The organism is Zestomonas carbonaria, from assembly GCF_904061905.1.
GTDB lineage: Bacteria > Pseudomonadota > Gammaproteobacteria > Pseudomonadales > Pseudomonadaceae > Aquipseudomonas > Aquipseudomonas carbonaria.
The window spans coordinates 62,660-76,221 of sequence record NZ_CAJFCI010000060.1 but is presented as its reverse complement, the minus strand read 5'-3'; the positions used below and the strand labels follow the sequence as shown (position 1 = coordinate 76,221).

At 63.5% G+C, this 13,562-nt stretch carries 14 protein-coding genes; 3 read left to right on the top strand and 11 right to left on the bottom strand.

What is annotated here, in order from left to right; all coding sequences use genetic code 11:
- Positions 1-298: transposase (locus PSEWESI4_RS15525; protein ID WP_187672121.1), on the top strand; the 298-nt coding region annotated here is incomplete at its 5' end.
- Between the two features lie 115 nt (positions 299-413).
- On the opposite strand, the gene PSEWESI4_RS15520 is transcribed toward PSEWESI4_RS15525, so the two are convergent.
- From PSEWESI4_RS15520 to PSEWESI4_RS15490, 7 genes are all read right to left on the bottom strand, one after another.
- Positions 414-1,376, bottom strand: a complete 963-nt coding sequence (locus PSEWESI4_RS15520; protein ID WP_187672120.1) for an OmpA family protein — start codon at positions 1,374-1,376, stop codon at positions 414-416.
- Between the two features lie 107 nt (positions 1,377-1,483).
- Positions 1,484-2,074, bottom strand: coding sequence for an RNA polymerase sigma factor SigX (gene sigX / locus PSEWESI4_RS15515; protein WP_187672119.1), 591 nt, complete (start codon positions 2,072-2,074; stop codon positions 1,484-1,486).
- An 86-nt stretch (positions 2,075-2,160) separates the two neighbouring features.
- Complete coding sequence (locus tag PSEWESI4_RS15510) at positions 2,161-2,985, bottom strand: mechanosensitive ion channel family protein (RefSeq protein WP_187672118.1); 825 nt, start codon at positions 2,983-2,985, stop codon at positions 2,161-2,163.
- A gap of 1 nt (position 2,986) precedes the next feature.
- A complete protein-coding gene (locus PSEWESI4_RS15505; RefSeq protein ID WP_187672117.1) occupies positions 2,987-3,232 on the bottom strand; it encodes a CrfX protein in 246 nt (81 codons plus the stop codon).
- A 52-nt stretch (positions 3,233-3,284) separates the two neighbouring features.
- On the bottom strand, positions 3,285-4,280 hold the full coding sequence (locus PSEWESI4_RS15500; protein WP_187672116.1) for a zinc transporter ZntB: 996 nt from the start codon (positions 4,278-4,280) through the stop codon (positions 3,285-3,287).
- Positions 4,281-4,409: 129 nt separating this feature from the next.
- The gene (gene rraA / locus PSEWESI4_RS15495; protein ID WP_187672115.1) at positions 4,410-4,898 is read right to left on the bottom strand and encodes a ribonuclease E activity regulator RraA; all 489 of its coding nucleotides are present in this window, start codon (positions 4,896-4,898) and stop codon (positions 4,410-4,412) included.
- Positions 4,899-4,927: 29 nt separating this feature from the next.
- The gene (locus tag PSEWESI4_RS15490; protein ID WP_187672114.1) at positions 4,928-5,227 is read right to left on the bottom strand and encodes a Rieske (2Fe-2S) protein; all 300 of its coding nucleotides are present in this window, start codon (positions 5,225-5,227) and stop codon (positions 4,928-4,930) included.
- 200 nt (positions 5,228-5,427) lie between these two features.
- Here PSEWESI4_RS15490 and PSEWESI4_RS15485 point away from each other — a divergent pair, with 200 nt between their 5' ends.
- The gene (locus tag PSEWESI4_RS15485; RefSeq protein WP_187672113.1) at positions 5,428-6,222 is read left to right on the top strand and encodes an SDR family NAD(P)-dependent oxidoreductase; all 795 of its coding nucleotides are present in this window, start codon (positions 5,428-5,430) and stop codon (positions 6,220-6,222) included.
- Here PSEWESI4_RS15485 and PSEWESI4_RS15480 read toward each other — a convergent pair.
- Entirely contained in the window at positions 6,184-7,194 is a 1,011-nt protein-coding gene (locus PSEWESI4_RS15480; protein WP_187672112.1) for an alpha/beta fold hydrolase, read from the bottom strand. The two genes, PSEWESI4_RS15485 and PSEWESI4_RS15480, sit on opposite strands and share 39 nt — an antisense overlap.
- Before the next feature lie 74 nt (positions 7,195-7,268).
- On the bottom strand, positions 7,269-9,641 hold the full coding sequence (gene ppsA / locus PSEWESI4_RS15475; RefSeq protein ID WP_187672111.1) for a phosphoenolpyruvate synthase: 2,373 nt from the start codon (positions 9,639-9,641) through the stop codon (positions 7,269-7,271).
- A 145-nt stretch (positions 9,642-9,786) separates the two neighbouring features.
- Between ppsA and ppsR the strand changes: the two genes are divergently transcribed.
- Entirely contained in the window at positions 9,787-10,605 is an 819-nt protein-coding gene (gene ppsR / locus PSEWESI4_RS15470; RefSeq protein ID WP_187672110.1) for a posphoenolpyruvate synthetase regulatory kinase/phosphorylase PpsR, read from the top strand.
- Positions 10,606-10,680: 75 nt separating this feature from the next.
- Here the strand turns inward: ppsR and prpD are convergent, their stop codons facing one another.
- Positions 10,681-12,165: a 2-methylcitrate dehydratase gene (gene prpD, locus PSEWESI4_RS15465; RefSeq protein WP_187672109.1), complete on the bottom strand. Its 1,485-nt coding sequence runs from the start codon at positions 12,163-12,165 to the stop codon at positions 10,681-10,683.
- A 172-nt stretch (positions 12,166-12,337) separates the two neighbouring features.
- A complete protein-coding gene (prpF, locus tag PSEWESI4_RS15460) occupies positions 12,338-13,525 on the bottom strand; it encodes a 2-methylaconitate cis-trans isomerase PrpF (RefSeq protein ID WP_187672108.1) in 1,188 nt (395 codons plus the stop codon).
- Positions 13,526-13,562 lie beyond the last annotated feature (37 nt).

Genomic DNA, 13,562 nt, shown 5'->3' with positions numbered 1-13,562 from the left:
GGATCGCTGGCGGATCGAGCTGTTTTTCAAATGGATCAAGCAACACCTGAAGGTCAGGCGTTTCCTGGGCCGTAGCGAGAATGCCGTGCGCCTCCAGATTCTCTGTGCGCTGATCAGCTATTTGCTGCTGAGTCTTTACCAACGCAGAACGGGAACGCAGCAGAGCCTGTGGATGCTGATGGTGGAGGTGCAGGCGACGCTGTTTCAGCGCCCTGGTCTAGAGGCCGAACGTTACCGACGACGACAGGAGCGAATGCGCGAAATCAACCTGCGTCAGGGGCAACTGTTAATAGCATGAGGCGTGCCGGACAGCAGTGCGCGCACGCGGGAATCCAGAAAAACCCGCCCACACCGTGCCGAGCAGGCAAAGAAAAACCCGGCCGAGGCCGGGTTTTTCCTGAAGCGCCAGCAGCTTACTGCTGAACCTGGGCTTCCACTTCCGCTTCCACGCGACGGTTGATCGCACGGCCTTCGGCAGTGGCGTTGTCCGCCACCGGACGGGACTCGCCGTAACCAACCGAATCCACGCGTTCGGCACCCACGCCGTACTGGTTGACCAGTACATCGCGGACCGCGTTGGCGCGGCGCTCGGACAGCGCCTGGTTGTAGGCGTCGGTACCCACCGAGTCGGTGTGACCTTCCACCACGGTGGTGGTCTGCGGGTACTGGTTCATGAAGTCAGCCAGGTTCTTGATGTCGCCGTAGCTTTCTTCCTTCACCACCGACTTGTCGAAGTCGAACTTCACGTCCAGCTCGACACGAACGGTTTGCGGCGGCTCTTCAACCGGTTCCGGCTCCGGGATCGGTTCCGGTGCGGCAACGACCGGAGCCGGCTTGGCACCGCCGAAGTTCACACCAACGCCGACGCCAGCCATCCACTCGGAATCGCCACGGTCGAAGTTGTACAGGCCGTCCACGCCGCCACGAGCGTAGAAGTGCTCGGTGAAGTAGTACTTCAGACCGGCACCCAGGATACCTTGGGTGGTGTGGTCACGACCGCCGGACTCCTGGCCGATGGTCTGGTGGCCAACACCAGCCGACACGTACGGACGCAGGCCCGGGCCGGGCTGGCCGAAGTGGTAGAGAGCGGTCAGGGCGCCGTTTTCGCCCTTGATGTTCTTGTTGGTCGCCTGAGTGCGAATGTCGTGATACTCGCCATAGGACAGAGCCAGTTCCACGTCATCGGTCAGGAAGTAACCAATGGAGCCGCCGAACAGGTTGCCTTCGTCGTTATCGTAGCCACGGGTGGAGTCCGCGAAATAACGGTTGGCAAAGATCTCGCCTTCGACAGCGCCTTGTCCCTGAGCCAGTACGCCCAGCGAAGAAGTCGCCAGCATAGACCCAATGACAACGCCCAAGGTGTTCTTCAATTTCATCCGTAAATCCCCATCTTGATGGTCGGTAAGTTATCAGGCACACGCATGACAACTTAGGTGTCGATTCTACCTGAATCGACTTACTTCGTAAGAGGTTTTCCCTCCAACTAAGTTTCGGTTGCTCCCGCAAATTTTTCTCGCAATCGGTCCAGGGCCCGCTTGTAGCGCATCTTGGTGGCACTGAGCCCCATGTGCATGATGTCGGCGATCTCCTGGAACTCCAGCTCCGCAACGAAGCGCAGAACCAGGATTTCACGATCGATGGGATTGACATGGACCAACCAGCGGTCCAGCCCTCCCGGCTCCGCAAGGACCGGCGCCTTCTCCTCGGAAGCTTCTTCCTGCGGATCCAGGCTCAAGGCATCCATCAATCGCCGTTTTCTACGCTCCTTGCGGTATTGGGTAATGCACTCGTTGTACGTGATGCTATAAAGCCATGTCTTGAACTTCGACTTGCCCTCGAAGTTCTTCAAACCATACAAAACCTTCAGCATCACTTCTTGACATACGTCATCGGCATCGCGGTCATTACCCAAGTAACGCGCACAAACATTGAACAACGTACGTTGATACCGGCGCATCAGCTCTTCGTATGCACGGGTCACATGAAACAGCTCGCCATGGGCACGCGTTACCAGCTCTTCGTCCGAGAGCTCGCGGGGATCGTAACGAGTGGGCAGCGATTGGGCTTTATTCAAAACGAGTCGGGCCGACGGTCAGGTAAGAAGTCGCCACAGCCCGGCTACGGGGCTGTTCGGCGGCATACATTAGCAGGGATTGACGCTTAGCGACTGCTCACCTGTTGCTCGAGAAGGAGCCGGTTGGCCACGGACACCAGGATGCCCTCCTCGGTGAGCAACGTGGTCTTGACCGTCCCGATCTCTTCGATCTGGCCTTCGACCTCACCAACCTTCACTTGTTGCCCGACTTCGTACAGTTCCCGCACGTAGATGCCGGCGAGGATCTGCCCAGCCAGTTCGCGACTGCCGAGCCCCAGGGCCAGGGCCGCGGCCAGGCCAACGGAGATCAGCACGATGGCGATCACGTTGTTGAGCAGCTCGGTCTTGACCTCCAACTGGCCGATGGCCACGGAGATGCTGATGATGATCACCAACCCCTGGACGAGGCGCCCCAGGCCAGCGGCATAGTCGAGGCCGACGCCCTCGGCGGCGCCGCGCACCAGGCTGTTGACCAGTTGCGCGAGCAGCACGCCGACGATCATCACCAGCGCGGCACCGAGCACCTTGGGCAGGTACAGGGCCAGCACGTCGAGCGTTGCGGAAACGCGGCCGAGCCCCAGCGAATCGGCGGCCGAAACCAGGAAGATCAGCAGGACGAACCAGTAGACGATCTTGCCCACCAGGCTCGAAACCGGCACCTGGATGCCGACTCGCGCGAGCATCTTGGTCAACCCGGTGCCCGCCATCAGGCGATCCAGCCCCAGTTTGGCCAGTAACTTGGAAAGCAGCGTATCGAGGAGCTTGGCGACCACGAAGCCCAGCAGAACCACCACCAAGGCCCCGAAAAGACGCGGAATGAAGCCTGCCACAGGCGTCCATACATTGGTCATGGCGTTGACCAGACCTTGAGTCCAGGGATCGAATTCCATCTTACTCAGCCTTATCAGCAGTACGGTCGGGAGAAGTGCGGCGGGAAACGGGGGCGATATGGGCAGAACCGCTGTTCAGGGCCCTCATCAACGCCTCGAACCAATGGCCCATCAGGCTGAACAGATCACCCGCCCCCACCTGGCGATTGGCGGTTTTCAGCACCCGCCCAAGCGCAGCATCGTCATCGTGGGTCGATGGGGATGCTTTCAGCAAATCACGGAGAGACTCTTCGAATGGATCGCGCATGCATACCTCTGGGGTGTGTCGGCTAGACGCGACGAAAGGCGGAGGAGTCACATCAGACCCAGCGCAAGCGTCGGAACAACAACCACTGTCCGAAGGCTATGAAGCCGACGATCATACAAGCGATCAGGAAGCCGTATGGGCTTTCCGAGCCCGGAATACCGCCGACATTGATGCCCAGCAGGCCGGTCAGGAAGCTCATCGGCAAGAAGATCGCCGTGATGATGCTGAAGCGGTACATGATGCGGTTCATTCGTTCACCCATCCGTCGGTTTTCCGACTCGAGCACCAGGCCGACCCGCTCGCGAGTCATTTCCAGCTCTTCCAGGTAACGGGTCAGGCGGTTGTTCAGCTCGTTCCAGTAATCGCCATCGTCACTGGCGAACCACGGCAGCTTGTTGCGCGACAACTGCGCGTAGATATCGCGCTGCGGGAAGAGAAAACGCCGCAAACTGGCGGCGCGCCGTCGCACATGCAGCATCAGGCCGTGATCCGGGGTATAGCGCTCGTCGGCATCGACCTTCTCTTCCTCGCCATCCACCTGCTCCGACAGCTCGGTCAACAGGGCCTCGACCTTGTTGTTCAAGCGGTCCGCCAGTTCCAGCAACAATTCGGCAGCGTTCTTCGGCCCAATCCCGCGCTCCAGGGCCTCGATCAGTTCGTCGGTTGCCCGCAGGGGACGCAGGCGCAGGGAAATGACGCAACGTGCCGAGGCGAAGATGCGCACGGACACCATGTCCTCGGGTTCGGCGTCAGGATTGAGGTTGACCCCGCGCAGGAACAGCAGCAGTTCGTCGTTCGGCAGGGCCAGCAGGCGCGGCCGGGTGTTCTCCTCCAGCAACAGATCGCAACTGAACTCGCTCAAGCCGCTGGATCTACGCAGCCAGTCCTGGGTCTGCGGATGGCTGCGATCCCAGTGCAGCCAGAGGCTTTCCCCATCGGCAAACTGCAGATCGTCCAGCTCCTGCCGCGCGATACTCCGGGCAGCGCCCCGCCCATCCAGGACAAAGGCATGCACCAACCCCCACTGGGCATTCTGCTCTTCGTACATTCCCGCTCCTTCAAGAAAGAACCCGGCCATGCCACGATGCCAGCCAGTCAGCGATACCTCGATAGCGACCAAAAGACGCAAAGAAGGCCACAACAGGCCGACATCGGACCGACGCCGGGCTTTTTCATCTCACTCCGGCATCGATAGCGGCTTGGGCGACACGATGATGCCGTTGTTGTCGGCATACACGAACTCGCCCGGGCGGAAGGTCACGCCGCCGAAGGTCACGGGTACGTTCAGATCGCCGATGCCGCGCTTGTCGGTCTTCATCGGATGGCTGGCCAGCGCCTGGACGCCCAGGTCGGTCTGCGCGATGACATCCACGTCGCGGATGCAGCCATAGACCACGATCCCTTCCCAGCCGTTCTTCGCCGCCTTCTCGGCCAGCATGTCGCCGAGCAGAGCGCGGCGCAGGGAGCCACCGCCGTCGACCACCAGCACCTTGCCCTTGCCGGGCAGGTCGACCTGCTCCTTCACCAGCGAGTTGTCCTCATGGCACTTGATGGTGACGATCTCGCCGCCGAAGGAGTCGCGACCACCGAAGTTGCTGAACATCGGCTCGACCACCTGGACAAGCTCCGGGTAGGCATCGCACAGATCGGGAGTGACGTATTGCATGGGAAAGCTCCTTTGAGTGGGAAAGCAGGTCAGAGGTCGACGCCGATGCGGTCGCCATCGTAGACCAGGGCGAAATGGGTCAGCCCCTGGCAAGGCATGTTCAGCGGCCGCCCGCTGAACAGATCGAATTCAGCACCATGTCGCGAGCAGCGCAGCACGCTACCCGCCAGCGTGGCGTTGTGCAAGGGCGCGCCCTGGTGCGGGCAGCGGCTCTCGATCAGCAACGGCTGGCGCTCGACCACCAGCAGCAGCAACTGGCGGCCAGCGAGCTGGAACGTGCGCCGGTAACCGTCTTCCAGATTCAGCAAGCGTTCGAGCGCAACGAACATGACAGCTCCCTCGGCATCCGAAATGACCGCAAGTCGCACATGGGTCGCATCTTAGCCGGACGACCCGTGCAGCGGAATGCCCACCCCGCTCTCGGCTGGAGCCTGGAACCACACCGGGTACCCGTTCATCACGGGCACTGAACTCGCCCCGCCGCGAGCGATCAACAGAGCACTGTGAACAATGCCAGCAGGAGGCCCGCATGCATATCGACCTTTCCAGTAAACGCGCCATCGTCAGCGGCTCCACCGCCGGCATCGGTTTGGCCATCGCCAGGGGGCTGGCGGCCGCTGGCGCCGAGGTGGTGATCAATGGACGCACCCAGGAGCGCGTCGACGAGGCCCTGCATCTGCTGCGTGAAAGCGTGCCACTGGCGAAGGTCAGCGGTATCGCCGCCGACCTGGGCGACGCGGCCGGCGTCGCCAGCTTCATCCAGCAGGCGCCCGATACCGACATCCTGGTCAACAACCTGGGCATCTTCGAACCCAAGGGATTCTTCGACATTCCCGACGAGGACTGGCTGCACGTCTTCGAGGTCAACGTGATGAGCGGCGTGCGCCTGGCCCGTCACTACGCCCGCGGGATGAGCCATCGCGGCTGGGGCCGGGTGCTGTTCCTGTCCAGCGAGTCGGCGTTGCAGATTCCCACCGAGATGGTCCACTACGGCATGAGCAAGACCGCGCAACTGGCGGTTTCCCGCGGCCTGGCGGAAACCCTGGCCGGCACCGGGGTGACGGTGAATGCGATCCTGCCCGGCCCGACCCGCTCGGAAGGCGTCGGCGGCTTCTTCGCGGCGATGGCCCAGGAACAGGGCGTGTCGGTGGAGCAGATGGAGCGCGACTTCATCGCCGAGCACCGCCCCACCTCGCTGATCCGCCGCCTGGCGACGGTCGACGAGGTGGCCAACATGGCGGTCTACCTGGCCTCGGAGCAGGCATCGGCCACCACCGGCGCAGCGCTACGGGTGGATGGAGGCGTGCTGCGCTCGATCGCCTGAGCCATCGGTGCCGGGCCGCGCTGGTAGCGCCAGATGGCGCAGCCAGTGCTCGACCAGCGGCCAGACTTCGCCCTGTGCCGGCTTGCTGACCAGCATCTCGATGTGCCCGTAGTCGTCGCTGTGTCCGTGCCTCTTGCCCAGGCAGAGGAACTCGCGCTGCGGCGAACCGAACTGCTCCAGCAGCTTGCGGCAAGCCCAGGCCGGGTCCTGATGGTCGCCCCGGGCGGCCACCGCCAACACCGGCACCCGCACTTCGGCCAGGCCGGCCCACCAGTCGTTGCCACGCTCACCGAAACGCCCGAACAGGCCGTGCCAGCGCAGGGTTTCGAGGGCCAGCCCGATCGGCTCGTCCTCCGGCCCGCGCTTGAGACGCGCACCGGACAGCACTGGAAATCGCTTGAGCAGCAGACGTCCGCCCCACTCCACGGGCGGCACCTTGAGCGGCCAGTAGATGCGGCTGATCTGGCTGCCGAACAATGCCGCCGAAGCCACTTCGCTCTCGCCGAGATAATGGCCACCCAATGCAGCCGCGAGGATGATGCCGCCCAGCGAATGGCCGACCCAGTGCGGCACCTGGCCGCTCTGCTCGCGTACGAAGGCAGCGATGGCCGGCAGGTCGTAGCGCGCGTAATCGGCCACGCGATTGTGGCGGTAGGCCTGGTTGCGCGGCGACAGACCGTGGCCACGCATTTCGGCGATCCACACGTCGAAACCAGCACGTGCCAGGAATGGGCCGAGGCCCAGGCCTCGGGGCGAATACCAGAAGCGCCGGTTGGAGAAACTGCCATGCAGCAATATCACCGGCACGCCGCGCCGCGCGTCCTGGCCATGCATCCCGAGGCGGGTCAAGGCCAGTTCGACGCTGAAATCTGGACTGTTGCCCGGCTTCAGACGGTAGACATCCTCACTCAGATCACCCCGCAGCTCGGCGCTGATCAGCGCGACGGGGAACAACTCGCTACTACTTTGCATACCACGACAGCACAGATGGTTGAGGCACAAAAAAGGCGGGATCAAGTCCCGCCTTTTTCAACCTGGAACGACGATCAGCCTTGCTGGCCTTCGGCGAGGAAGAACCAGGTCTCCAGCACCGAGTCCGGGTTCAGGGACACGCTTTCGATGCCCTGCTCCATCAGCCACTTGGCCAGGTCCGGGTGGTCCGACGGGCCCTGGCCGCAGATGCCGATGTACTTGCCGGCGTTGCGGCAGGCGGAAATGGCGCTCGCCAGCAGCTTCTTGACTGCAGGGTTACGCTCGTCGAACAGGTGAGCGATGATCCCGGAGTCGCGGTCCAGGCCCAGGGTCAACTGGGTCAGGTCGTTGGAGCCGATGGAGAAACCGTCGAAGTGCTCCAGGAACTCCTCGGCCAGCAGGGCGTTGGACGGCAGCTCGCACATCATGATCACGCGCAGGCCGTTCTCGCCGCGCTTGAGGCCGTTGCTGGAGAGCAGTTCGATCACCTGGCTGGCTTCGCCGAGGGTACGCACGAAGGGCACCATGATCTCGACGTTGGTCAGGCCCATCTCGTTGCGCACTTTCTTCAGCGCGCGGCATTCCAGCTCGAAGCAGTCGCGGAACGACTCGCTGATGTAGCGCGACGCGCCGCGGAAGCCGAGCATCGGATTCTCTTCTTCCGGCTCGTAGAGCTTGCCGCCGATCAGGTTGGCGTATTCGTTGGACTTGAAGTCCGACAGGCGCACGATGACCTTCTTCGGCCAGAACGCCGCAGCCAGGGTGCTGATGCCTTCGACCAGCTTCTCGACGTAAAAGCCGACCGGGTCGTCGTAGCCGGCGATGCGCTTCTCGACGCTGTCCTTGATGTCGGACGGCAGGCTGGCGAAGTTCAGCAGCGCCTTCGGGTGCACGCCGATCATGCGGTTGATGATGAATTCCAGGCGGGCCAGGCCCACGCCCTCGTTGGGCAGTTGGGCGAAGTCGAAGGCGCGGTCCGGGTTGCCGACGTTCATCATGATCTTGAACGGCAGCTCGGGCATGGCGTCGACCGAGTTCTGACGCACGTCGAAGCCCAGTTCGCCCTCGAAGATGAAGCCGGTGTCGCCCTCGGCGCAGGATACGGTGACGCCCTGCCCGTCCTTCAGCACCTGGGTGGCGTTGCCACAGCCGACCACCGCCGGAATGCCCAGCTCACGGGCGATGATCGCCGCGTGACAGGTACGCCCGCCGCGATTGGTGACGATGGCGGAAGCACGCTTCATGACCGGCTCCCAGTCCGGGTCGGTCATGTCGGAGACCAGGACGTCGCCCGGCTGGACCTTGTCCATCTCGGCGATGTCGTTGATCACGCGCACCTTGCCGGCACCGATCTTCTGGCCGATGGCGCGGCCTTCGACCAGCACCTTGCCCTTTTCCTTGAGCAGGTAGCGTTCCATGACGTTGGCATTGCCACGGCTCTTCACGGTTTCCGGGCGGGCCTGGACGATGTACAGCTTGCCGTCGTCGCCGTCCTTCGCCCATTCGATGTCCATCGGGCGCTGGTAATGCTTCTCGATGATCATCGCCTGCTTGGCCAGTTCGGTGACTTCGGCGTCGGAAAGCGCGAAACGGGCGCGGTCGGCGTGATCGACATCGACCACCTTGACCGACTTGCCGGCCTTGGCTTCGTCGCCATAGACCATCTTGATCGCCTTGCTGCCCAGGTTGCGACGCAGGATTGCCGGACGGCCGGCCTCCAGGGTCGGTTTGTGGACGTAGAATTCGTCGGGGTTGACCGCACCCTGAACCACGGTCTCGCCGAGGCCGTAGGCGCCGGTGATGAACACCACGTCGCGGAAGCCGGATTCGGTGTCCAGGGTGAACATCACCCCGGCGGTGCCGGTTTCCGAACGGACCATGCGCTGCACGCCGGCGGACAGGGCGACCAGCTTGTGGTCGAAGCCCTGGTGCACGCGGTAGGCGATGGCACGGTCATTGAACAGGGAGGCGAAGACTTCCTTGGTGGCGCGGATGACATTGTCCACGCCACGGATGTTCAGGAAGGTCTCCTGCTGGCCGGCGAAGGAGGCGTCCGGCAGGTCTTCGGCGGTGGCGGAGGAACGCACGGCCACGGCCATGTTGTCGTTGCCGCCGGCCATCTCGGCGAAGGCCTTGCGGATGTCGGCGTCCAGTTGGGCGGGGAACTCGGCCTCCATCACCCACTGGCGGATCTGCGCGCCGGTCTTGACCAGGGCGCTGACGTCGTCCACGTCCAGCGCGTCGAGGGCGGCGTGGATGCGGTCGTTCAGGCCGCTTTGCTCAAGGAAGTCACGATAGGCCTGGGCAGTCGTGGCGAAACCACCGGGAACCGATACGCCGGCGCCCGCCAGGTTGCTGATCATCTCGCCCAGGGAGGCGTTCTTGCCCCCTACACGCTCAACATCGTGGACGCCGAGCTTATCGAGGGAAACTACGTACTCAACCAAGGTGATCTCTCCACTTGATGTCCAGGAAGCCGCTTGCGGTGGCTTTGCTCCCGGCAAATAAGTCAAAATGCCGACCAGTACAGGCCCAGCGAAAGGGGGCCTATTCTAGCCAAGAATCGTTCCCAGCTTAAGGCCCACGGCGCAAATGAAACGAACCGCTTTCTTCATCTCCGATGGCACCGGCATCACCGCCGAAACCTTGGGCCAGAGTCTATTGGCGCAGTTCGAGAACATCATGTTCAACAAGCTGACGCGACCATACATCGACAGCGTCGAAAAAGCGCGCGCCATGGTACAACAAATCAACGCGGCTGCCGAGAAAGACGGCGCCCGGCCGATCATCTTCGATACCGTGGTGAACCAGGAAATCCGCGACATCCTGGCGCAATCCGACGGCTTCATGATCGACATCTTCTCGACCTTCCTGTCGCCGCTGGAACAGGAGCTCACTTCCCGCTCCTCCTACTCCGTGGGCAAGTCGCATTCCATCGCCAGCAGCACCAACTACATGGAGCGCATCGAGGCGGTGAACTTCGCCCTCGACAACGACGATGGCGCGCGCACCCACTACTACGACAAGGCCGACCTGATCCTGATCGGCGTATCGCGCTGCGGCAAGACCCCGACCTGCCTGTACATGGCCATGCAGTACGGCATCCGCGCCGCCAACTACCCGCTGACCGAGGACGACATGGAGCGCCTGCAACTGCCGGCCGCGCTCAAGCCCTACCGGCACAAGCTGTTCGGCCTGACCATCGACCCCGACCGCCTGGCGGCGATCCGCAACGAGCGCAAGCCCAACAGCCGCTACGCCAGCTTCGCCCAGTGCGAATTCGAAGTCCGCGAGGTGGAAAGCCTGCTGCGCCGCGAGAACATCAACTTCATCAACTCCACGCATTTCTCGGTGGAGGAGATTTCCGCGAAGATCCTGGTCGAGAAAGGCGTCGAGCGGCGTCTGAAGTAGAAGCGGCAAGCTGCAAGCCATAAGCTGCAAGTACAAGCAAGAGCAGGCTGCTTTCGCTTGTGGCTTGCAGCTGCTTCACCCCACCAACATATCCATGAACCGGTGCACCGGCGTGGCCTCCAGCCTCGCCTGGTCCTTGCACAGGTCGAAGATCTGCGCGCAACGCTGTGGCGCGAAGCGGGTCGCCAGGTTGGCCTTGAACTTCTCCTCCAACAGCGGGATGCCTTCGGCGCGGCGCCGGCGGTGGCCGATGGGGTATTCCACGGCGACCTGCCCGGTGCTGGTGCCATCCTTGAAGAACACCTGCACGGCGTTGGCGATGGAGCGCTTGTCCGGTTCCAGGTACTCGCGGGTGTAGCGGGCGTCCTCGACCACCTCCATCTTCTCGCGCAGCCGGTCGATCAGCGGGTGGGCGGCGTGGAAGTCGTCCTCGTAATGCTCGGCCACCAGGTTGCCGAAGATCAGCGGCACGGCGGTCATGTACTGGAGGCAGTGGTCGCGGTCGGCGGCGTTGGCCAGCGGGCCGGTCTTGGAAATGATGCGGATCGCCGATTCGTGGGTGGTGATGACGATCCTGTCGATCTGCTCCAGCCTGTCCTTGACCTGCGGATGCAGCCTGACCGCAGCTTCGGCGGCGGTCTGCGCGTGGAATTCGGCGGGGAAGCTGATCTTGAACAGGATGTTCTCCATCACATAGCTGCCGAAGCCCTGCGGGAAGCTGAAACGGCGCTGGTCCGCCGGCTTGGTGGCCAGGTCCTTGTTGGTGTGGCTGAAGGACACGTCGTAGAACCCCCACTGCGGCGCGGTGAGCACGCCCGGAATACCCATTTCGCCACGCAGGGCGATATCGGCCAGGCGCACGCCACGGCTACTGGCGTCACCGGCGGCCCAGGACTTGCGCGAACCGGCATTCGGCGCGTGACGGTAGGTGCGCAGGGCCTGGCCATCGACGAACGCATGGGACAAGGCCGAGAGCAGTTGCTCGCGATTGGCGCCCATCAGCCCGGCGCAGACCGCCGTGGAGGCCAGTTTCACCAGGATCACGTGATCCAGACCGACGCGATTGAAGGAATTCTCCAGTGCGAACACGCCCTGGATCTCGTGGGCCATGACCATGGCTTCGAGCACGTCGCGCATGGTCAACGGCGCTTCGCCCTGCGCGACACGTTTCTGCGACAGGTGGTCGGCCACGGCCAGGATGCCGCCCAGGTTGTCGGACGGATGCCCCCATTCGGCGGCCAGCCAGGTGTCGTTGTAGTCCAGCCAGCGCACCAGCGCGCCAATGTCCCAGGCGGCCTTGACCGGGTCGAGACGGAAACTGGTGCCGAGCACGCGAGCGCCATGGGGCACGATGGTTCCTTCGACCAGCGGGCCGAGGTGCTTGGTGCATTCGGGGAAACGCAGGGCCAGCAGTCCGCAACCGAGGGTGTCCATCAGGCAATTGCGGGCGGTATCCAGGGCCTCGGCGGAGTCGACGCGGTAGGTCAGGACGTAATCGGCGATCTGCTGCAGGACGCCGTCGTAGTCGGGGCGGGTGTTCGGATCGGCGTTGGTGCTCATGGCGTGCTCCTTCGCGGTGATCCGGGAGAGTCTAGACGGAGTGCGGACAAACCCTGTAGGGGCGCCCCATGGGCGCGAATCGCGGGCATGGCCCGCTCCTACGGGAACAGGAACAACATCGGTTTATTGGGTTCCCGCGTTCGCGGGAACCCAATAAACCAGGGCAAATACCTCAGAACGAATCGCCCGGCACCCGCACCCAGCCTTCCATGAGGATGCGCGCGCTGCGGCTCATGATGGCCTTGGTCACGCTCCATTCGCCGTCCACCTGCCTGGCCTCGGCGCCCACGCGCAGGGTGCCGGAGGGGTGGCCGAAGCGCACGGCGGTGCGTTCGCCGCCACCGGCCGCGAGGTTGACCAGGGTGCCCGGCACGGCCGCGGCGGTGCCGATGGCCACGGCGGCGGTGCCCATCATGGCGTGGTGCAGCTTGCCCATGGACAGCGCGCGCACCAGCAGGTCGACGTCGCCGGCCTGCACCTGCTTGCCGCTGGAGGTGCGGTAGTCCTTGGGCGGCGAGACGAAGGCGATCTTCGGCGTGTGCTGGCGGGTGGCCGCTTCTTCCGGGGTCTTGATCAGGCCCATGCGCAGGGCGCCGGCGATGCGGATCTGCTCGAAGCGCGCCAGTTGTTCGGGGTCGGAGTTGATGTCCTCGCGCAGTTCGGTGCCCTGGTAGCCGATGTCCGCGGCGTTGACGAACACGGTGGGGATGCCGGCGCTGATCATGGTTGCCTTGAAGGTGCCGACGCCGGGCACTTCCAGGTCGTCCACCAGGTTGCCGGTGGGGAACATGGAGCCGCCTTCCTCGCCGTCGTCGGACGGGTCGAGGAATTCCAGCACGATCTCGGCGGCGGGGAAGGTCACCCCGTCCAGCTCGAAGTCGCCGGTTTCCTGGACCTGGCCGTTGCTCACCGGCACGTGGGCGATGATGGTCTTGTTGATGTTGGCCTGCCAGATGCGCACCACGCAGGTGCCGTTCTCCGGGATGCGCTCGGGGTCGACCAGGCCGGCGTGGAGGGCGAAGGCACCGGCGGCGGTGGAGAGGTTGCCGCAGTTGCCGCTCCAGTCGACGAAGGCCTTGTCGATGGAAATCTGCCCGTAGAGGTAGTCGACGTCGTGGCCGGGCTGGCTGCTCTTGGACAGGATCACGCACTTGCTGGTGCTGGAGGTGGCGCCGCCCATGCCGTCGATGTGCGCCGAGTAGGGGTCGGGGCTGCCGATTACGCGCATGAACAGCTTGTCGCGCGCAGCTCCGGGCACCTGGCAGCGCTCGGGCAGGTCCTGCAGGCGGAAGAACACGCCCTTGCTGGTGCCGCCGCGGATGTAGGTGGCGGGGATTTTCACTTGGGGTACGTGGGGCATGGGGTCGCTACCTGAAAGTTCGAGGGGGGCAACCCTC